Genomic DNA, 20,164 nt, shown 5'->3' with positions numbered 1-20,164 from the left:
ATGACAAAAGTCGTAAAGCAGGGTGCAAAATGAAATCAAATGTTAGAGTAATTCGTATTCTTCAATACTTAGTAAATAATTCAAGGACTACTATTAGAGAAATTGAAAATGATCTTGGTATTAGTGAAGAAGTAATTCGTTATGAGCTTGAAAACCTAAATGACTATTTAGATATTCTAAAGCTTAACAAAATTCAGAAAAACAGTAACGGCAGTATCAATGTAAATATCGAAAATGTAGATAAAGTAATTGAAAGTGTAATGGCTATTTATAAGATGTCTGGTGAAGAACGTCGTGAATATCTTGCATTCAAATTTATTAATGAAAAAAAAATAAATATTACACATGAAATGAATAATTTATCTGTTGCAAGAAACACAATTAAATCTGACTTGAAATGTATTGTTGAAGAATTTAAGGCTTATGGTATTGAAGTTAAAAATTGGCAAATTGTCGGAGGCTATGAGTCATCGTTTCGGAATTACCTTTTTAATAAATATATGAACCATCATCTTATTTTATTTGAAGAAAGTAGTGAACCGCTTCTAATATCAGAAGTATCTAAAGCAATAAGTGAAACTTTCGAAGGACATAACATTAATAAGATAACAAATTTTGTGAAAAAATCTATATATGAAACCAACAATTATCAGCTTTACGATACATTTCTTTTATACATAATAATAATGGTTGAGAGAATTCTTCAAGGTTATACTCTTGAAGAAACCGAAGAGTTTGAGAAATATTGTGGAGTCTACTCAAAGGAAATAAGTAGGAATCTGAATGAGATAAAGAAAGAATTCAAGATAGAAATTAATGATGTAGAGTTTAGTAAATTGGTGGAAGTACTAACAGGGTTAAATAATAATGGTTTTAACACACTTTATGAAGAAAACATTGTTAGAGCAAATTTATTTGTGACTAATTTAATTGAACATGTAGGCGTTAACATGGGTATTAACTTTAAAGAAGATGAAATTCTTTTGGAGGGATTGTTTGAGCACACAAAGGCGACAATGTATCGACTTAAACATGGATTCAAAAATCAGTTTGAGACTTACTACTTAGCTATTGAACAACACGTTAATCTATACAACATAGTCAAAGAAGGACTTAGAGAATTAGAAAAGATGATGTGTGCAACATTGTCCAAGGAGGAAATTGCCTTATATGTCGTTCACTTTCTTGGTGCACAGCGCCGAATTGAAGAAACTCAAACAACAATAAAGCGTGTTGTTCTGATTTGTAATTCTGGATATGGGACGTCAATTCTATTAAGAAACATACTAGAAGCAAACTACTATATTGAAGTAGTCGAGTCAATATCGTTATACCAACTAAATAATTTCAATTTTGATAATATCGATGTTGCAATTAGCACGTTAGACTTAGACTATGAATTTAAGAAAACTATGAGAGTATCTGTTCTTTACATTTCACCATTTCTCAATTTCGAAGATGCAAAAACACTTAAGAAATATGGAATAGAACGTAAGAGAAATTCAACGCTACCAAGTGTGTCAAAGATTTTGGAAGTTGTGCATGAATCCGCCGTGGTAATTAATAAAGAGAAACTGCAAAATGATCTTAAGGACTTACTTTCTAATAAATTTGTTGTTACAACACAATCTGCGTCACTGTTTGATGAAATTAGTGAAAATGATATCTATATTGTTGATAAAGAAATCAGCTGGGAAGCCATGCTTGAAATTGGAGGTCGACATCTAATCAATAAAGGAGTTGTGGAAGAGAGTTATGTTGAGGAAGTATTTCAATCAATTAATTCTTACGGACCTCATTTTATTCTCAAGAATAAAATAGCAATACCACATGCGGGCATAGATTCAGGAGTTAACAACTCAGGAATAACAATAGTCTATTCAAAAGAAGATGTAGTATTTGGGAATGGATTATCTGTAAGACTTTTGATTTTTATTGCATCCCCCGACAAACCGCGCTTGCTATCGACAGTAATGAAAACGAAGGAATTAACGGAGGATGCAGAATTGTATACAATAATTCAAAATGCGAGCAAAAAAGAGATTAAGAATTACTTGTTGAAATAGGAGATTAATATGACAGAAAATCAAAAGTTTGTATATTACGACATGCAATTTGAGGACAGAGATGACCTACTAAGGTTTATTTCTAAGACCTTATTTAAAAAAGGCTATGTAACTGAATCATACGAAGAGAAAATAATAGAACGAGAAAATAACTATCCAACAGGCTTGATGTTAAATGGGATCAATATTGCAATATGTCATGCTGAACCACAGTATGCAAAGAAAAATGCAATCTTTGTAATTAAACTTAAAGAGCCGGTACTATTCAGAAATGCTGAAAATTTTGAAGGCTTGCCTGTAGAATTAGTTTTTGGGTTAGTTTTAACGAATGGTAAGGATCATTTAAAAGTCCTGCAAAGACTATCTCAACTTCTCTTAGATAACAAAAACATTGATAAAATTAGAGAAATAAACTCAAGAAGTGGCTTTGTTAAATTTATTGATAAACATTTTGGTGAAATAGAGGAGGAATAAGAATGAAACAGTTAAAAAAAATGGTAGAAGAACTCACAAATTTACAAGGGAATGTAGGGTATGAAGAAGAAATTATTGAATATATTCTTTCTCGAAAAAAAATTCGAGATATTAGTACAAAAGTAGATTCACTAGGCAACATTACTATTCATTTGACACCACACTTAAAAGAAAAAAACAAACCAAAGGTTATGCTCTTCGGTCATTCAGATGAAGTTGGAATGATGGTAAAACGAATAGACAATGACGGTTTCATTTATGTTGAAAAATTAGGTTCGGTTAACCCAACGTGTTTACCTGGTCTAAAAGTTCAAGTAGCGGGCGATAAAGGAACTATAGATGGTGTAGTTGGAGTTAAGTCGCATCATCTCCTACAAGGTAATGATAAAAATCACGTTGCAACAGTTCAAAATATATATATTGACTTAGGAGCTAAAAACAGAAAGTCAGTTATTGATTCGGGTGTCAATCTAGGTTCTCCTGTTTCATTTAAACCACAGTTTATGGAATTATTGGATGATTGTGTATCAAATAAGTCAATGGATGATCGTGCATTGCTTGCAATTCTTATTTACTTGAGTGAAACGTTAGATCCTATGAAATTAAAATGTGATACATACATTGTAATAAGTGTTCAAGAAGAGTTCAATACACGAGGAATTATGCCAACAGTACGTGAAATTAATCCGAACTATGTTGTAGGACTGGATGTCACTCCGGCTACAGATACACCCGATCTCAACGGATATTCTGAAATATATCTTGGAAACGGGCCGGCACTTACCTATATGAACCATCACAGTCGAGGTACACTAGCTGGAATCGTTCCGAATAGAAAATACATTAATTACATTACAGAACTAGCAGAAGGTCTCGGAGTTAATATCCAAAGAGAAATTGCAACAGGGATTCTTACAGAAACAGCATATATAGCAATAGAGCATGTGGATTGTGTTGTTGCAAATTTTTCGCTTCCAACAAGGTATACACACACGCCTGTCGAAGTAATCTGTATGAATGATTTAGAGGATATGACAAAGGTTCTTGAAAGATTTGTATACGATATTGATGAAACAAAACGGTTTGGTAAGAATTTCGATGTTTTGAGAAAGGAGGATAACTAAAATGACAAAACGTATCGTAGTAGCTTGTGGCACTGGGATGGCGACATCTACCATGATGGCTGAAAAAGTCCGAGAGTTGCTTGATGGAAATGGCATCGAATACACTATTTCCCAATGTATGTTAAGCGAACTTGATTCGCACAAAGGAAATGCAGACTTATTTGTAACAGCAATGCGAGTTGATAAAGATTATGGAATTCCAGTGGTTGTAGGAACACCGTTCCTCGTCGGCATTGGAGAAGAAGAAGCAGGAAATAAAATATTAGAATTACTTAAATAAAAGGAGAAAGAAAATGCAAGAAGTATTAAATTACATTTTATCACTTGGGTCTACAGTGTTCGTTCCTATCGTTTTGATGATAATTGGCTTGATATTTGGATTGGGACTCTTTAAGTCAATTAAAGCTGGAATTACTGTTGGAGTAGGATTTGTTGGGTTTAACCTTGCCGTTGGACTTATATCGTCGGCATTGGACCCAGCAGTAACTCTTATTATTGAACGAATTGGTTTGAACTTAACAGTTATGGACCTTGGATCTGGTGCTGGTGCAGGAGTAGCGTTCTCTACAGTTGTTGGTGCGCTAATAATACCGGCAGTATTCGCGTTAAATGTTGTTCTCATTCTTATTGGAGCAACAAAGACATTTAACATTGATATATTCAATTATTCACATTATGCATTCTCGGGAGCAGTTGTACACAATATAACCGGAAACCTTGGTCTGGGTATGGCAGCGGCATTAATTCAAGCAACATGGTCTTTGTTATCAGCAGATTACAGTGCAAAACGTGTCCAAAGTGAGTTAGGTGTTGATAGCGTATCTATTCCTCAAGGATATGCATCCAGTAGTGTGCCTCTTTTCGCAATTCTTGATAAAATATATGACAAGATTCCTGCCTTAAGAGATTCTAAACTTGATATTAAAGGATTACAAGAAAAAATTGGTTTCTTCGGTGATCCAGTTATTGTTGGAGTCATTTTGGGAATTATTCTTAGCTTGCTATCTGGATATAACTTTGCTGATTCTGCAAATTTAGTCATGTCAGTATGTGCGATTTTAATTCTTTTCCCACGTATGATTAAAATTATTGTAGAGGGCTTACTCCCATTATCTGAAGCAGCGAAAAAATTCTTTGCAAAACATTTTTCAGGAAGAGAGTTATTTATTGGTCTAGACTCAGCAATAACATTAGGTCATCCAACAACTGTTATTATTGGAACATTGCTCATACCAATCACGCTGGTACTAGCTGCTATTTTACCGGGAAATAAAGTGCTTCCACTCGCGGATCTTGCTTTTGCTGCATTCTTCTTATGTATGGCAACTGTTATCCACAGAGGAAATATCATGAAAACACTAATAAGTGGTACTCTTAACATGATTGGAATCCTATACTTAGCAACTTGGTTTGCTCCACAATTTACTGATCTTGCTATTCAAGGTGGACTTGCTCAACCGGGAAACTCTGTTTCTGCACTTTGGGCAGGGAATGTCTTCATGGCAGTAATAGCTAAGGTTGGTAGTTTCGGAATTCTTGGTATAGCTGCACTTATAATATTTACAATTATTATGGTTTTCTATGTTAAAAAGAATGCGTTGAAAGATTAATAATTTAGAAGGAGAGAAATAAATGAGTTGGTTAAAAGAAGTAATTGGTACAGAAAAGGCAATTATCGCAATGTGTCATTTTGATGCACTGCCAGGAGATCCACATTTTGATGAAGAAGGTGGTATGGACTTGGTAGTAAAACATGCTAAAGAAGATTTCTTAGCATTGCAAAATGGGGGTGTTGATGCAGTAATGTTCTCAAATGAGTTCTCATTGCCATATTTAACTGATGTCAAAACAGAAACTGTTGCTGCAATGGCGCGTATTATCGGTGAATTAAAACCGCTAATTAAGATTCCGTTTGGAGTTAATGTATTGTGGGATCCTAAGAAATCTCTAGATCTTGCTAAAGCGGTAGATGCACAGTTTGTACGCGAAATTTTCACTGGTGTATATGGATCGGACTTCGGTCTTTGGAATACAAATGTGGGTGAGACAGTTCGTCATCAACAAAGAATTGGTGCAGGTCATATCAAACTCCTTTTCAACATTGTTCCAGAAGCAGCATCCTATCTTGGAAATCGTGACATTATTAGTGTTGCAAAATCGACAGTATTTAATAACAGACCTGACGCATTATGCGTATCAGGGTTAACAGCAGGTAGTGAGACTGATTCGGCTGTATTGAAGCAAGTTAAAGACACAGTCCCGAATACAGTTGTATTTGCTAATACAGGTGTGCGGTTAGCTAATGTTGAAGATCAACTAAGCATTGCTGACGGTGCAGTTGTTGGGACAACTTTTAAAAAAGATGGTGTGTTTGAAAATCATGTTGATGAGGAACGTGTAAGAGAATTTATGGATAAGGTAAAGAAGTTTAGAAAGTCGTTGTAGTCTCATAGGCGCCTAAGGGCGCCTGTGAATCTGTATATGGGAGGAATGGGAATGTATCAATATATTGTTGACTTTGATGGTACGATTACAAGAAAAGATACAACAACAGAAATAATGCGAGAATTTTTACCAGAGGTTAGTAAAGAGTATGTAAAAAAGTTGAGAGATGGGAGCATTAGCGTTAAGTCTTATATTAAAGATCAACTTGAAATATTGGAAGTAGATGAAAATATGTATAAAAAAACACTATGCTCAAGAATCCCAATTGATTACTCGTTCGCTCAATTCTATGATCAATGTCCAGATACATTAATAGTGAGTTCCGGTGCCTTTGAACATGTAACAACTGTTCTAGATTGTTACAATATTGACTTTCCAGAAGAAAAAATAATTTCCAATCACCTTGATTTTCGTGATAATCGAGTCTATGTACAAATACAACATGAAGGTACAGATAATGCAATTGATAAGGTATCAGTTATTGAAAAATTTAAGCATGAAGGAAAATTAGTTATCTTCGTAGGAGATAGTTATTCAGACTTTGATGCTGCAACCAATGCTGATATTGTTTTTGCAAGAAGGAATCATAGACTAGAAAAATTCTGTATAGAAAATGAAATTTCCCACTATACATATTGTGACTTCTCTGAGATATTAAGTACATTAAGGTCATTAGAAATAGTAAAAAAATAGTCTTAATATTGTTACGAAGCACAATGTAGAGTGTTTTTGGGAATATTATAGGTAATGTCGATTTAAAACAATGGAGCGTACATAATGAAGAAAGCAATAATCTTTGATTTTGATGGGTTAATTATTGATACAGAGTCGGCATGGTTCGAGGCATATAAGAAATGGCTGAGTGAAAATTTCAATTACAAATTAGATTTCGATCTTTTTTTAACATGCATAGGTACGACAAATTTTCATTTTGTGGATAGAGTAAATAAAGATTTAGGAGTTGATATTGATTATTCTAGATTTAATAATGAGATAGATAAAATTGCTGATTCTTTGAGTAGCGAACTTCCACTGCGTCCAGGAGTTAAAAACATATTGGAATTTGCAAAATCAAAAGATATACCATGTGTTATTGGAACAAGTTCTAATAGGGAGCATTTAGAATATCACCTTAAACGTCTTGAAATTGAAGAATATTTTGTTGGTTTTGTGACTGCTGATGATGTTGAAAATATAAAACCAAGTCCAGATATTTACGTTAAGGCATCAAATATTTTAGGAGTACATAAGAAAGATATAATAATATTTGAAGATTCTTTGAATGGATTGCTTGCGGGAAATAGTGCAGGAATTGATGTTGTTGTTGTAACCAATGATGTTACTAGTTATATTGAATTTCCTGAAATTTATCTAGAAAAGGTATCTTCATTTGCATCATATGATTACACGCTCTTGTTCAAATAATTAAAAATTAAATAAAAGGTAATAGAACATTATTTAACTTTTCTATATTCTATTGTTATTAAGAAACTATATAAGCGAAAAGTCTCTATCATTTAAGTCAATGATGGAGACTTTTATTTTTTCATTTCAAAAATCTTACATAGTATGTTACCGCAGGTATATAATCGTTGATAATTCTATACTTTAATAAATAAATCATTATTATTCTTTTCTATCTTTCCGTCATCAACCAAGGATTTTATTGCTCTACTCATTGTCTCGGGTGTGATTCCCAGGGAGCCCGCTAGGTCCTTTTTTGATAAGGGGAGATGGATATGTCCGTCATCGCTTGCATAGTGCTGTAGTGCTTTTAAAACACGATCTTTAGCAGGAACTAAACTCTCGGCAATAACTAGATTATCTCTACTGGCAATGCGCTGAATTAATGATTCCATCATGGAAATCATCATGGTTTCATCCTGCTTCAAAATGTTACGAAAAGCATTCAATTCAATTGTACATATCGTACTATCCTCTAACGCTACGATGTCATATTGACTCTTTTTTGGAGTAAGTAAGGAAGATTCACCAAAGTAATCACCAGGATAAAGAATACTTAAAATCCGTTCTTTCCCGTCCTCATTTATTTTACGAAGTTTTACAGAACCATGGTGGATAATTCCGAGCATTTCAATGACATCACCTTCATGATAGATAGTCTCGTAGGTATGATAATGACGTGGTTTAAGAAGCTCGGATATCGTGCTTAAACGATCATCGCTAAGTTCCTTAAATACATGTACTTGTAATAAACAACTGTTATAGGAATCCATTTTATCCTCGCAATCTCATTGCATTCGCAATAACTACTAAAACTGACGCTTCGTGAATAATCATTCCAACCGACATACTAACATGAGCATTGAGAACACTCATGAGTAGTACGGCGACTGTGATAAGTGCAACCATAATATTCTGAAGCATAATGAGTCGTACCTGTCTTGCCAATCGGAACATATTTGGTATTTGATTTAGGTCACGATTTGCTAATATCATGTCACTACATTCCATTGCTACGCGATTTTCTGACCCTCCCATTGATACACCTAAGTCTGAAGCAATTAGTGAAGGAGAATCATTCATTCCATCACCAATCATCATGATGTTTTGATGATTCTTAATGATTGCTACTTTTTCTTGTGGAAGCAAGCGACTGTGTACTTCTTTAATATTAACCATATCAGCAATACGCCTAGCACTTTGAGCATTGTCTCCTGTTAACATTAATAGCTCGTAATCATTTAGCTGACTAAGAGCATGAGGAGATTCTGGTCTCAACGTGTCTTCTAAAACAACAATACCATAAAGTTCAGTATCAGTCCCAACATATACTACGCTTGAAGAAATAGAGGGTACATCGTATGGAAAGAGATTCTCCTGTCCTACTAAGTAATGAACACCATCAATGTTTCCTTTCAATCCCATTCCTTCAACAACCTCAAACAACGAAACGTCTTTTAATGGTAATTTGTTTGCTTTTAATATAGCGCCAGCAATCACATGTTCTGAGAAGTATTCCAATGATGCTGCAATTTGCAAGACTGTTTCTTGTGAATGTGCATGAGGGATAAACTGAACAACGCTGAGAGTGTTAAGTGTAAGCGTACCTGTCTTATCAAAAGCTATTGTTTTGATGGAATTTAGTTTATCAAATACATCGATACCTTTGATGAGTACATGGTGTTTTAATGCATTGGTTAAGGCAACAGATGATGCATTTGGTATTGCGATAACCAATGCTCCTGGACATGAAACTACAAGGAGTGACAATGCTATTTGAATATCACTAGTTATAAAATAGGATAATAATGAGATTCCTATAACACTCGGAGTATAGTATTTTGCAAATCTATCGATGAAGTTTTGCACCTTTGATTTCTGATTTTGAGCGTTCTCAACTAAATCAAGAATCTGACCATAAACTGTGTCTTCACTAATTTTTTCGACTGTGATTAATAGGTAACCCTCACGAAGTATTGTTCCCATATATACAGGACTATTAGTCCTTTTTTGTTGGGGAATTGACTCACCAGTAATCGATGCTTCATCGACAGTGGCAAATCCTTCATAGACAATGCCATCAACAGGTATTACATTTCCTGCGGTCACTTTAATCTTTAATCCAGAGGTGACATCCTTCATTTCATAAGAGTTGCCGTTTATATCTTCGACTGTGGTTGGTAAGGAATCAATTAGTGAGTTTAACTGAAGTTGCGTCTTGTAGAGAGCACTTGACTCTAGGTGTTTTCCAAACACATATAAGAAACTTACTGATGCTGCTTCCCAAGGTTCTCCAATAAATAGAGAACCAAATGCTGCTAGGGTTACAAGTAAATCAATGCCTATAATTCCATAACGCAAGTTCTTGATACTATGAATTGAAAAGAAAGATGCATAATAAATTCCGACTAAAGCAAATAATACTAATGCAATATTCGACTGTGGGATTACAATACGCATAACAAGAGCGATAAGAAATGGGATCCATTTTCTATCGAAGAGCAAATCCTAAATCCTTTATGCGATTTTCTATTACATCCGCATCCACTTTCTCTTCGTCAAACTTGACTAGAACTGTTGAAGTATTAAAGCCAACCTCAACTTGTTTAACTCCATCAAGCTTACTAACACCTTTTTCAATTTTCGCAACACACGATGGACATGTGAGAGTTTCTAATCTAAATTTCTTTTCCATAGTCTTTCGACCTCCTTAAGACTAGTATAGGTAGAAATAAGAAATGTGCCTTGATATAGGTCAAGTACGAAATACAGACTAACTTTAGTTCACCAGAATTACATTAAGGATGATATTATATTCGATGATTTAAAGACCATTATAGAAATAAACAAGCAAACAATTATTCATTTGAATTTGTTGGTAATAATAAGTAAACTATAGTTAACAGTGTTTCATGACAAATGGAGGATACAAATATGATCACAAATGACTATGAATTAGATTTAGATGCTTTCTCTACATGGTTTTTGGAAAATAGAGAAGAACAAATAGAATTAGCAAATAATTGGGTTACAGATAATGATGTACTACGTGAGCAATTCCTAAATGAATGGCCACTTGAACGATTAGAGACAATGACAATTGATGAGTATGTCACTGGAAAAGGAGCACAAAACAAATCGTTATGTTATGAAATAGAACATGGAAAGTTTAAAAACTTATATTTAAGTATTCTTGGAGGCTCAGCAGGAAAGTTTGGAATATATTGGAGCAAGAAACATGAAGCGTATTGTGATCAAAACAACCGACCTATTGCAGAATCTGATGTGAGTTACCATTTCAATAAATTACGTAAGGATTTGGTAGAAATAATTTATGCTGGAATAAATAGAGATTTTACTGGTCCTGTCTTAAAGAACGTTCCACCATTCAATTCATTTTTTGGTAAGACTGCAACGATAATTAAATTGTTGTGCACCTATTCACCAAAAGGGACATACTCTGGGATTAATACAGCCAGTGATCGAGTAAAAATTTGGGATAAAGTTGCCCCAGCACAAGTTGATGGATGGGTGTACCGACAAAACTACGAAATTACTCAAGGTATTATTAATAAGTATCCTGAACTTAAAGGTGATTCCTTAGGCTGGGTTTTATGGGGGTTCCGTGAGTTCACCTATAACAAGATAACTCAAGTTGAACCTGTGATTGATATAGAAGTAAATTACGAGAAGAATCTATCAAATATACTTGTTAGTAATTACAACATCGTTTTAAGAGGTGCACCTGGGACAGGGAAAACCTATTTAGCAAAGCAGATCGCTGCGGATATAATATCGAATGGTTCTACAACAGTATTCAATGACCTTTCTGATGAAGAAAAGGGTCGTTTTGGTTTTGTTCAATTCCATCCAAGCTACGATTATACTGATTTTGTTGAAGGGTTAAGACCAAAGAAAAATGGAGACGGTTTTTATCTTCAAACAGGCGTTTTTACCGAATTTGTGAATCAGGCTAAAATCAATCTAGCTAGTGGAAAAAACGATCATTTTGTATTTGTTATTGATGAAATTAATAGAGGAGAGATATCAAAAATATTTGGTGAATTATTCTACTCAATAGATCCTGGGTATCGTGGCGATATAAATGGTGTTAGGACACAATATGCAAATCTGCATGATAATCCTACAGAAAAATTCTATATTCCAAAAAATGTATACATTATAGGAACAATGAATGATATTGATAGATCTGTTGATACGTTTGATTTTGCTATGCGTCGTCGATTTACTTTTATTGAAATCACAGCTGATCAGTCAGCCAAAGCAATGCTTAAGAACATCGAAATTGTAGATCAAATGCAACGTTTAAATAATGCAATTGTTGAAATAGGAGAATTAACAACTGATTATCATATTGGTGCTAGCTATTTCATTGATTTAGTAGCTGCAGAAACAGATAGTAATGACGCACCATTATGGAACAATAAGCTTCAACCTCTTTTGAAAGATTACTTCCGAGGTGAAAGTAAGGCAGAAGATAAATTGCGTCAAATTGAAGAGGAATATTTTGGCAAGGATGTATAGTCTATGACATTGCTAAACGATAATAGTATAGTCTGTAGCGATTTGACTGATCATCCAATAATCAAGCAACTACTAAATAAAGACATTTCAACCTTGAGAAGTGAAAACTTTATTGTTTTTCCTACACAAACTTCGGAGTCCAAAGATTTAGAAAATGACAACTATATTTTTCAATTAAGCAATGGAAAAATTTGGACAAGAAATATTGTTGGATTGCTAAGCTATAATAATGATGTTATTCAGATTCAATCGAGGTTCATGGAAAAGAGTAATGAAGATTTCTTTCTAAGATATATGATGCAGAAAGTATTAAACTTTAATGTTGTTAGTAGTAGTCTGAATAGTGATAATATGCAATCATATTATGATTTGCTTATGTACGTTTTTCCATATTTTTTAAATGAGGCAATGAAAAAGGGAGTATACAAAGAATATGTAGAAAAGAGTTATAATGATGCAAATATAAAAGGAAGAATTGATGTTGCGAGTCAAATAAAATACAATTCACCGTTCACAGGGAAGGTTGCATATACAACAAGAGAGTTTAGTTATGATAATAAAATAACGCAACTGATACGCCATACAATTGAAAAAATTCAAAAAGAGAAGAGCCACATTCTCACTCAGAATGATGTAACAAGAGAAAATATTCGTACAATTAAAGAAATGACACACTCTTTTTCATATCAATGCAGGGAAGCCGTAGTAAGAAATAACTTATTAAATCCAATAAAACATGGCTATTATGAAGAATATTCATCATTACAACGTTTATGTCTTCAAATACTTAAAGATAATAAGACAGGCTATGGTAATGATGAAATGCAAGTGCAAGGTGTTATTATAGATGTAGCGTGGTTATGGGAAGAATATATTCATAAGATTACCAATTGGAATCACTATGGAAGAAAAAGTCATTTGGGAACACTGAAGCTATTCAAGCAACTTTTTGAAGAAACACAACAGCATCGATATCCCGATTTCGAAGTAAATGGTGTTCCAATTGATACCAAGTACAAGCGTCGCCTTGATAAACGTAATGACTACAATCAAATCACTACCTATGTTCATATTCTTGAGTCGTCGCAAGGAGGTTTTCTACAACCAACTGATGAGTATGACTCGAAGTCTTTTGTTCGTCTGGGTACTCTTTACGGAGGTGGTGATATTTTCACCTATAAGTTCTACGTCCCTCAAGAACAAGATAGTTACGAATCTTTTGTAGAAGAAATTAAGGTTTCGGAATACTCATTAATAGAAACTTTTATTGAGTGAAGAGTTCATATGTCTTCTATTATGATTTAAGCTTGATCTTATATATCAAAAACTCTAATGATTTTTCTTTTATTGTTAATCAACTTAAGTCCGCCATGAGTGACAAATTGTCTGTAATCATGAGATGTAATATAATACTAAGTTATACATTACTAAATATACTATAAATAAAGAGCCTCTATAGTTTCTGATTTAGCTAAGCGCTAGAAAGAGATTATAGAGGTTCTATTTTTTAAATTAATATTATGTGATATGATGCAATCTAACATTAATTGAACTAATAATACTATTTCATTATTAAGAAAAATAATACTTGTTTTATAATAATAATTAATCAAATTAAGTACAATACTATTGATCTGCTCCGTCTTTCAGCATCTTTCTAAAACGTGCAGGAGTAACACCATAGCGTTTTTTAAAGTGTGTAATAAACCTTCTTTCGTCTGAAAACCCACAAGCATAAGAAATATCAACTATTCTATCATTGGTAGTACTTAGAAGGTACTTTGCTCTTTGAATTCTTTTGTAGGTTAGGTACTCGAGAAAAGTAGTGTTTAGCTCCTTTTTGAATAACGTGGATATGTATTGATTAGAGTATCCAAATTTCAAACTCAGATCGTTAAGAGTAATTTTAGTTGGATAATTATCTTTAATATACTCACATAATTCCTGTATTTTTTTGCTATAACCAGCATTTTCTAAGCCGTCTACTCGATTTGAAAAAGAAAGCACATGTCCAATCAATGAGAGAGTGTCTCCTTTTACTACTAAATTACTCGCAGGTGTATCTAGAGGCAAATTAACTAAAATGCTCTCAAAAAGTTTCTTTATCTGAGAATTACATTCAAAAAATAAGGTATCATTAATTAAGGTTGTAACTCTAATATGGTCATAAATATACTCCCTTTTTACATATATAACAGTTACATCGATTTTTCCTTTTGAAAATAAAATATCATAAGGATGATGATTTCCTAAATACAATATTTGTCCTTTAGAAACATGTATTGTATTGCTATCAGCACTTACACATATCTCACCGCAATTCAATTGTAGGATTACAATTTCATCAAAATATAAATCAACGTATTGGGTTATCTGATTAAGATCCGTTATGATTCGTTTTGCATGAATGAAAGTGTAGTCCGGATTAGTAATGAACTCAGTATTATTGAGAAATAGAGAACTTTGGATCATTGTATCACCTAAGATTATTATACGAGAATTCGTATCTATAATCTAGTTGTGGTAAAAGTTTGTTTAAGAAAGCGCTATGATTACATTAAGAAGTGGTGAGAAAGAATATATTATTCTATATATAATTTGAATATAAAAGGAGAAAGAATATGAATAAATTTCAAGTGTATTTGGAAAAAATAATTAATCCAATTACGAGTAAATTGAGTACAAATAAGTTTGTTGTTGCGCTAACAGGTGGGTTTATGTCCACAATGGTTATTACATTAGGTGCATCTATTATAGCGATATTAGTGAATTTACCGATAGAAGCTTGGCAGAATTTTCTAACATCTAGTGGTCTAAGCAAAGTTGGTTTAGACTTTGTAAGCACAACTTTAACACTAATAGCAATATATTTGGTAGGTTCTATTGCATATCACTATGCAAAAAATGATAATAGAAATCCAATTACTGTTTTAGTTATTACAATGGCTTCATTTTTATCATTGATTCCTCTAAGTGTAATTGAGGTGAATGGTAGAAACTCGACTTTTATCGAATTATCTAAACTTGGAAGTAATGGTGTTTTTGTAGCCATGCTTTGTGGTCTATCCATTCCTTACATTTATGGTAAACTTGAAGATAAAAACATAAAAATAAAACTTCCAGACTCAGTGCCACCAATGGTTTCAGATTCAATATCACCTATATTCATAGGAATGATTATTTTCATTATTGCTTTTTCAGTTAAATACGGTTTCACATTTACTTCGTATGGAGATATCTTTACCTTCTTCACTACGATAATTACCAAACCTGTAATGCTGCTTGGATCATCTCCATGGGGAAAAGTAGCCGTTTATATGTTTGCCAATTTGTGTTGGTTCTTCGGTCTGCATCCTAGTCCAATATTATCGACTTACTCTGTAATGACCTATCCGATAATTTTAGCGAATATTGAGGCGTTTGTTGCTGGTCAGCCTTTGCCATATTTAGACTTTATGATTGTTTCACTTGTTCTTAATATCGGGGCAACGGGCAATACTCTAGGATTATCAATAGGAACTCTATTTGCAAAATCAGAAAAGTATAAGTCAATGAGTAAGCTAGTGATTGTACCAAATTTATTCAATATTAACGAGCCTGTTGTATTTGGATTTCCATTAGTTCTAAATCCTATTTACTTATTTCCAATGGTGTTTACGTGTGCTGTTTCTTCAGGCGCGGCATTACTGATATCAAAATTGATACCAATATCAATTAATCCGACAGCATCAATGCCATGGGTAACTCCATACTTTATTTCAAACTTCGTCATGGGTGGATTAGGTATGTTAATAATTACAATTGTAGCAATTTTGATGTCGTTCCTAATGTATTATCCATTTTTCAGAATCGATGATCAGAAGGCGTTGCAAGAGGAACAAAACACACAGTAATACGTAAATAGTAAGGAGATAGTAAATTGAAATTTAACAAAGACTTTTTATGGGGTACAGCCCTTGCTGCAAATCAAGTTGAAGGAGCATACTTGTCTGGTGGAAAAGGATTAAGTGTAGCTGATGTAATTGCAGTGAAAAATAATGATGGTGAACGATTAATTTCATATATTATTGATGGAGAGTTGAAGAGAGAACGAGCATTATTCTATAAAGGAACTGAAATGCAATCTGAATTTATCTGTGAAGAAGGAGTGTACTATCCTTCTCATGAGGGAATAGATTTTTATCACAGATATAAAGAAGATATTACTTTGTTAGCTGAAATGGGAGTTAACTGTTTGCGGATTTCGATTTCGTGGTCACGAATATTCCCAAATGGAGATGATGATGAACCAAATGAGGAAGGTCTAGTATTTTATGACAACTTATTTAGTGAGTTATTAAAAAACAATATTGAACCGTTAGTGACTCTCTCTCACTATGAAATGCCTCTTACTTTAGTAAACAAGTATGACGGGTGGATAAATAGGAAAGTAATTAATTTTTTCGAAAAGTTCGCATTAACAGTAATGGAACGATACAAAAGTAAAGTCAAATATTGGTTGACCTTTAATGAGATTAACGCAATAAGAAGTATCCCATTCAATGCAGCAGGATTAAAAGAAGTCAATCCTCAAACTATTGCAGTAGCAACACATAATCAGTTTATTGCGAGTGCTTCAGTTGTTAGAAAATCTAAGTTGATTAATCAAGATTTTCAGGTTGGAATGATGATTGCATATGCCGCTTCATATGCCGCCACCTGTAGTCCAGAAGATCAATTAGAGCAACAAAAAATGAGTAATATTCTAGATTTTTACTGTGAAGTTCAGAGTAATGGACGATATCCTAAGCAAAAATTATATGAATATAAAAAAATGGGAATAGACCTTGTGATAACCCAAGAGGAAGAAAAGATTTTGAGAGAAGGGTGTGTTGACTTCATTTCGTTAAGTTACTATCACAGCAGCGTAATTTCTGCTACGCCGAGGGAGATGGTAACTGGTAATGTTTCTATCGGAGAACAAAATCCCTACCTTAAAGTATCGGATTGGGGATGGACAATCGATCCAGTTGGACTAAGAATTTCACTAAATAGATTATATTCCAAATTTCAAAAACCATTATTTGTAGTAGAAAATGGACTTGGAGCGTATGATAGTTTTCATGAAGATGCAGAAATCGAAGATGACTATAGAATTTCATACATAAATGACCATCTTCTTGAAATAAATAAAGCAATAGAGGAAGACGGAATTGAGGTGTTAGGTTATACTTCTTGGGGTGGAATTGATTTAGTAAGTGTGTCAACAGGGGAAATGGAAAAGCGATATGGATTCATCTATGTTGATAAAGACAATAATGGAAACGGGACACTTAATCGATTCAAGAAAAAATCTTTCTATTGGTATAAAGAAATAATTAAAAGTAATGGAGAGAAACTAAATTCACAATAATAGTAAACCGTAGTGTTCATTTGTTTTTAAGGTAGTCATGATTGTCATGTCTACCTTTTCTGTAATTGTAACATCACTTATTACTTACTAACAGAATTGTCTGCTATATTGTAATCGATCAATTTTTCTTGCAGTAACCTTCTTTATATTTTATAATGAGACCTTGTTGTGAAGGAGGAAAACAGTATGAAACTAATAAGCTTTAAAGAAGAGTCTTTAAATGATTATATTGAACTTGCTACAGAATTTCATTCAAGTCCTGCAAGTTACACCCCAGCAAATATTGATGTATTTACAAGAAACTTCAATGCTATGATGGATGGAAAAGGTGTACACGGTTGGTTTATTGTTAATGATGATGAATCTATCATGGGATATGTGCTAGGAACAGAAATGTTTTCTACTGAGATCGCTCAAAGGGTTATTTGGATTGAAGAATTTCATATTATTGAGCAATACAGAGGAAAAGGGTACGGTTCGAAAGTTTTAGAAACAATTACAAACAGCTTTGATGATGTTGTTAGATTTAGACTTGAGGTATCACCATCGAATGAAAAAGCTATCGCATTATACGAGCGACTTGGATTTAATGAAAGTCCGAACAATCAAATGTTTTTTGATAAAGTAGCATAGTTTAATAAATATACAGTCAAAAGCATCTTTTCAAATCAATGAAAGGATGCTTTTTATGTACAATAAAGTGAAAAGAGATATAATGGAATCAAGAGAACTACCAAAGAATTACATAATTGATTACTAATAAACATGAAAATATTCCTTTCTGGATAATAGATGATACTCTATAACAAAATAAGGTTAAATAGGATAGATTAAGAAAAGGAGAGAACATGAAAACATTATCTATTTTTATTTTACAAAAAACTGGAGTTTTTAATTCTGGATGGCTCGAAACGTATCTTGAAAAAGAATACAAGTTAAGCCCGAATAAACTTATTGAAGCAAAGAATTATTATTGTGCGGATGAAGAAGACAAAGACGAACACAAGAAATACTTTAAGATAGTTCACAATGATAATGAAATTGCATTATTACTTTTATTTAAAAAACCAAGACTAAATGCTTGGGAGTGGGAAAAAATTGTTGTAACTGTAGCATCCAAGTCATCAGAAAAATGTGATGTTATTCGAGTTCATTATCATTCTCAAGACCCTGTTATTCTTTCTTCAAGTGATAGAATTGAAAAGATACACAACTTTAGGATGCTCAATCATAGTTTTCTCCCAAGCAACAATACTGTTCAACAAAAAAAGTTGCAAATTACCAAACCAGATACTGAAAAACAGCCTCAGGAATCAACTAACAATCTAACCAAAGTACAAAATAAATCGAATAAAAATCATACTTTTAAGAAGAGTGCAAAAAATAAGCAATGGAACTATGATTCAAGAGATACGAGCGTTTCACCAAGTCAAAGAATTTCAAGATCTTCAAAACAAAAGAAAAAGCAGGTGAATAGAAAGCAATCATTAATAGATAACGTAAGTGTGGAGTATAATTTTGAGGTAAACAACAGAGAAGATAGTATCTCGGATAAATCAGAGATTATTAATCTTGTCGAAAAGCCAAAACGTTATGTAAATAATATTTGTAGTGAATGTGGAGGCATTATTCCTATCGAGTGTAAAAATGGTGCTATAAAGTGTACTGAGAATAAATACAAACCTAGTCAAGAAACTGAACAAGAATGGAAACGTGCTCCTTTATCAAAATATAAAGACAAATAGAAAGACTAATCGCTAGACTAAGTATTTGTTTGAACACCAACCTCAATGTATAATAGAAAATATATGGGGGTCTAAGTATGTTCAACAATATCGACTATGATTCACTATCAGAAATTGATCGTTCGATAATAAATTATATCGTTCATAATCCAGAAATTTCCAGTTTAATGAGAGTGAGAGAGCTTGCTGATGCCACTCATGTTTCGCCTTCAACAATCATTCGATTTGTAAAGAGAGTGGGCTATGATAGTTTTACTGAGCTCAAACTTGATATTCATAAAAAACTGGTGCGAGATGCATCGATTATTACATCAAACCTTTCGCAGCTAAGTTACAAAGAACCTTTAGTGTTTGAAAGTGACTTTGAGGATAAGATAGATAAGCTTGTTGGAAGAATTGCACAAGCTGATGTAACTTTTTGTGTAGGAATCGGTTCTTCTGGAATCATGGCCGAGTACTTTTCAAGATTGCTCAATTCCCTAGGTCATCTCAGCTTATATTATCAAGATGCGGGATTACCATATTACCTAGGAAAAGATTTATCTAATGAGACGAGTAATCTCATCTTTTTTTCAACATCAGGTGAAACGCGTGAGTTAGTAACAATAGCTCAAACAATAGAACCCCATTTCACCTATACAATATCGATAACTAATAATTCAATGAACTCTTTGGCGTCTGAGACAGATTTAAATATTGCTTACTACGTTACTCTGGATCGATTCATATTTAATGTGGATTTCACGTCTCAAATTCCGGTAGTATATATAATTGAAACGGTCATACGTAAGCTTCATGAACTGGGCAATAAGGAACAAATTCCGTCAAATTGAAGATACTGTTGATAAAACGAGGATAATTGAGCATTACAAGGTACACTGTGTACCGATGCCGTAATACGTACCTAAA

The 20,164-nt window shown here is 33.3% G+C and carries 19 protein-coding genes; 15 read left to right on the top strand and 4 right to left on the bottom strand.

The window, feature by feature from the left end; all coding sequences use genetic code 11:
• The first annotated feature begins 29 nt into the window (after nucleotides 1-29).
• The 8 genes from G7059_RS10245 (at nucleotide 30) to G7059_RS10210 (ending at nucleotide 7,534) form a co-directional block, all read left to right on the top strand.
• The gene (locus G7059_RS10245) at nucleotides 30-2,066 is read left to right on the top strand and encodes a BglG family transcription antiterminator (protein WP_166082009.1); all 2,037 of its coding nucleotides are present in this window, start codon (nucleotides 30-32) and stop codon (nucleotides 2,064-2,066) included.
• A 9-nt stretch (nucleotides 2,067-2,075) separates the two neighbouring features.
• Nucleotides 2,076-2,540, top strand: a complete 465-nt coding sequence (locus G7059_RS10240; RefSeq protein ID WP_166082007.1) for a PTS sugar transporter subunit IIA — start codon at nucleotides 2,076-2,078, stop codon at nucleotides 2,538-2,540.
• A gap of 2 nt (nucleotides 2,541-2,542) precedes the next feature.
• Complete coding sequence (locus G7059_RS10235) at nucleotides 2,543-3,664, top strand: M42 family metallopeptidase (protein ID WP_166082006.1); 1,122 nt, start codon at nucleotides 2,543-2,545, stop codon at nucleotides 3,662-3,664.
• Nucleotide 3,665: 1 nt separating this feature from the next.
• Entirely contained in the window at nucleotides 3,666-3,944 is a 279-nt protein-coding gene (locus tag G7059_RS10230; protein WP_166082005.1) for a PTS sugar transporter subunit IIB, read from the top strand.
• A 13-nt stretch (nucleotides 3,945-3,957) separates the two neighbouring features.
• The gene (locus G7059_RS10225) at nucleotides 3,958-5,274 is read left to right on the top strand and encodes a PTS galactitol transporter subunit IIC (protein WP_166082004.1); all 1,317 of its coding nucleotides are present in this window, start codon (nucleotides 3,958-3,960) and stop codon (nucleotides 5,272-5,274) included.
• A 22-nt stretch (nucleotides 5,275-5,296) separates the two neighbouring features.
• Nucleotides 5,297-6,109, top strand: a complete 813-nt coding sequence (locus G7059_RS10220; RefSeq protein ID WP_166082003.1) for a BtpA/SgcQ family protein — start codon at nucleotides 5,297-5,299, stop codon at nucleotides 6,107-6,109.
• A 51-nt stretch (nucleotides 6,110-6,160) separates the two neighbouring features.
• Nucleotides 6,161-6,802: an HAD-IB family phosphatase gene (locus G7059_RS10215; RefSeq protein WP_166082002.1), complete on the top strand. Its 642-nt coding sequence runs from the start codon at nucleotides 6,161-6,163 to the stop codon at nucleotides 6,800-6,802.
• 84 nt (nucleotides 6,803-6,886) lie between these two features.
• On the top strand, nucleotides 6,887-7,534 hold the full coding sequence (locus G7059_RS10210; protein WP_166082001.1) for an HAD family phosphatase: 648 nt from the start codon (nucleotides 6,887-6,889) through the stop codon (nucleotides 7,532-7,534).
• Nucleotides 7,535-7,710: 176 nt separating this feature from the next.
• Here G7059_RS10210 and G7059_RS10205 read toward each other — a convergent pair whose 3' ends face one another.
• The 3 genes from G7059_RS10205 to G7059_RS10195 are packed head-to-tail and all read right to left on the bottom strand — an operon-like array spanning nucleotide 7,711 to nucleotide 10,268.
• The gene (locus G7059_RS10205; RefSeq protein WP_166082000.1) at nucleotides 7,711-8,346 is read right to left on the bottom strand and encodes a Crp/Fnr family transcriptional regulator; all 636 of its coding nucleotides are present in this window, start codon (nucleotides 8,344-8,346) and stop codon (nucleotides 7,711-7,713) included.
• 1 nt (nucleotide 8,347) lies between these two features.
• Nucleotides 8,348-10,033, bottom strand: a complete 1,686-nt coding sequence (locus tag G7059_RS10200) for a heavy metal translocating P-type ATPase (protein WP_166081999.1) — start codon at nucleotides 10,031-10,033, stop codon at nucleotides 8,348-8,350.
• A 31-nt stretch (nucleotides 10,034-10,064) separates the two neighbouring features.
• The gene (locus G7059_RS10195; protein ID WP_166081998.1) at nucleotides 10,065-10,268 is read right to left on the bottom strand and encodes a heavy-metal-associated domain-containing protein; all 204 of its coding nucleotides are present in this window, start codon (nucleotides 10,266-10,268) and stop codon (nucleotides 10,065-10,067) included.
• Nucleotides 10,269-10,507: 239 nt separating this feature from the next.
• Between G7059_RS10195 and G7059_RS10190 the strand changes: the two genes are divergently transcribed.
• Both G7059_RS10190 and G7059_RS10185 read left to right on the top strand, forming a co-directional pair.
• Nucleotides 10,508-12,118 (top strand): McrB family protein, encoded by a 1,611-nt coding sequence (locus G7059_RS10190; protein ID WP_166081997.1) that lies wholly within the window; start codon nucleotides 10,508-10,510, stop codon nucleotides 12,116-12,118.
• 3 nt (nucleotides 12,119-12,121) lie between these two features.
• A complete protein-coding gene (locus G7059_RS10185; protein ID WP_166081996.1) occupies nucleotides 12,122-13,393 on the top strand; it encodes a guanosine 5'-monophosphate oxidoreductase in 1,272 nt (423 codons plus the stop codon).
• Between the two features lie 351 nt (nucleotides 13,394-13,744).
• On the opposite strand, the gene G7059_RS10180 is transcribed toward G7059_RS10185, so the two are convergent.
• Nucleotides 13,745-14,590, bottom strand: coding sequence for an AraC family transcriptional regulator (locus G7059_RS10180; RefSeq protein ID WP_166081995.1), 846 nt, complete (start codon nucleotides 14,588-14,590; stop codon nucleotides 13,745-13,747).
• Between the two features lie 149 nt (nucleotides 14,591-14,739).
• On the opposite strand from G7059_RS10180, the gene G7059_RS10175 reads away from it, so the two are divergent.
• The 5 genes from G7059_RS10175 to G7059_RS10155 all read left to right on the top strand — a co-directional run bounded on the left by G7059_RS10175 (nucleotide 14,740) and on the right by G7059_RS10155 (nucleotide 20,088).
• Nucleotides 14,740-16,011, top strand: coding sequence for a PTS sugar transporter subunit IIC (locus tag G7059_RS10175; protein WP_166081994.1), 1,272 nt, complete (start codon nucleotides 14,740-14,742; stop codon nucleotides 16,009-16,011).
• Between the two features lie 26 nt (nucleotides 16,012-16,037).
• Complete coding sequence (locus G7059_RS10170) at nucleotides 16,038-17,510, top strand: family 1 glycosylhydrolase (protein WP_166081992.1); 1,473 nt, start codon at nucleotides 16,038-16,040, stop codon at nucleotides 17,508-17,510.
• 186 nt (nucleotides 17,511-17,696) lie between these two features.
• Nucleotides 17,697-18,143, top strand: coding sequence for an N-acetyltransferase (locus tag G7059_RS10165; protein ID WP_166081991.1), 447 nt, complete (start codon nucleotides 17,697-17,699; stop codon nucleotides 18,141-18,143).
• 215 nt (nucleotides 18,144-18,358) lie between these two features.
• Nucleotides 18,359-19,255 carry a hypothetical protein gene (locus G7059_RS10160; protein ID WP_166081990.1) on the top strand — a complete coding sequence of 299 codons (897 nt, stop codon included), beginning with the start codon at nucleotides 18,359-18,361 and terminating at the stop codon, nucleotides 19,253-19,255.
• Between the two features lie 77 nt (nucleotides 19,256-19,332).
• On the top strand, nucleotides 19,333-20,088 hold the full coding sequence (locus G7059_RS10155) for a MurR/RpiR family transcriptional regulator (RefSeq protein ID WP_166081988.1): 756 nt from the start codon (nucleotides 19,333-19,335) through the stop codon (nucleotides 20,086-20,088).
• The last annotated feature ends 76 nt before the right edge of the window (nucleotides 20,089-20,164 follow it).

Origin of the sequence: Erysipelothrix sp. HDW6A, assembly GCF_011400295.1 — a bacterium.
In the GTDB taxonomy this organism is placed as follows: domain Bacteria; phylum Bacillota_I; class Bacilli_A; order Erysipelotrichales; family Erysipelotrichaceae; genus Erysipelothrix.
This window is presented reverse-complemented; position numbering and strand designations above follow the sequence as displayed.

What these genes read in the sequence shown, in the direction of transcription:
- G7059_RS10220 (WP_166082003.1), top strand. Translation starts at nt 5,297, where the DNA reads ATGAGTTGGTTAAAAGAAGTAATTGGTACAGAAAAGGCAATTATCGCA.
- G7059_RS10230 (WP_166082005.1), top strand. Translation starts at nt 3,666, where the DNA reads ATGACAAAACGTATCGTAGTAGCTTGTGGCACTGGGATGGCGACATCT.
- G7059_RS10190 (WP_166081997.1), top strand. Translation starts at nt 10,508, where the DNA reads ATGATCACAAATGACTATGAATTAGATTTAGATGCTTTCTCTACATGG.
- G7059_RS10195 (WP_166081998.1), bottom strand. Translation starts at nt 10,268, where the DNA reads ATGGAAAAGAAATTTAGATTAGAAACTCTCACATGTCCATCGTGTGTT.
- G7059_RS10200 (WP_166081999.1), bottom strand. Translation starts at nt 10,033, where the DNA reads ATGCGTATTGTAATCCCACAGTCGAATATTGCATTAGTATTATTTGCT.
- G7059_RS10225 (WP_166082004.1), top strand. Translation starts at nt 3,958, where the DNA reads ATGCAAGAAGTATTAAATTACATTTTATCACTTGGGTCTACAGTGTTC.
- G7059_RS10165 (WP_166081991.1), top strand. Translation starts at nt 17,697, where the DNA reads ATGAAACTAATAAGCTTTAAAGAAGAGTCTTTAAATGATTATATTGAA.
- G7059_RS10175 (WP_166081994.1), top strand. Translation starts at nt 14,740, where the DNA reads ATGAATAAATTTCAAGTGTATTTGGAAAAAATAATTAATCCAATTACG.
- G7059_RS10210 (WP_166082001.1), top strand. Translation starts at nt 6,887, where the DNA reads ATGAAGAAAGCAATAATCTTTGATTTTGATGGGTTAATTATTGATACA.
- G7059_RS10235 (WP_166082006.1), top strand. Translation starts at nt 2,543, where the DNA reads ATGAAACAGTTAAAAAAAATGGTAGAAGAACTCACAAATTTACAAGGG.
- G7059_RS10240 (WP_166082007.1), top strand. Translation starts at nt 2,076, where the DNA reads ATGACAGAAAATCAAAAGTTTGTATATTACGACATGCAATTTGAGGAC.
- G7059_RS10155 (WP_166081988.1), top strand. Translation starts at nt 19,333, where the DNA reads ATGTTCAACAATATCGACTATGATTCACTATCAGAAATTGATCGTTCG.
- G7059_RS10245 (WP_166082009.1), top strand. Translation starts at nt 30, where the DNA reads ATGAAATCAAATGTTAGAGTAATTCGTATTCTTCAATACTTAGTAAAT.
- G7059_RS10180 (WP_166081995.1), bottom strand. Translation starts at nt 14,590, where the DNA reads ATGATCCAAAGTTCTCTATTTCTCAATAATACTGAGTTCATTACTAAT.
- G7059_RS10205 (WP_166082000.1), bottom strand. Translation starts at nt 8,346, where the DNA reads ATGGATTCCTATAACAGTTGTTTATTACAAGTACATGTATTTAAGGAA.
- G7059_RS10160 (WP_166081990.1), top strand. Translation starts at nt 18,359, where the DNA reads ATGAAAACATTATCTATTTTTATTTTACAAAAAACTGGAGTTTTTAAT.
- G7059_RS10185 (WP_166081996.1), top strand. Translation starts at nt 12,122, where the DNA reads ATGACATTGCTAAACGATAATAGTATAGTCTGTAGCGATTTGACTGAT.
- G7059_RS10215 (WP_166082002.1), top strand. Translation starts at nt 6,161, where the DNA reads ATGTATCAATATATTGTTGACTTTGATGGTACGATTACAAGAAAAGAT.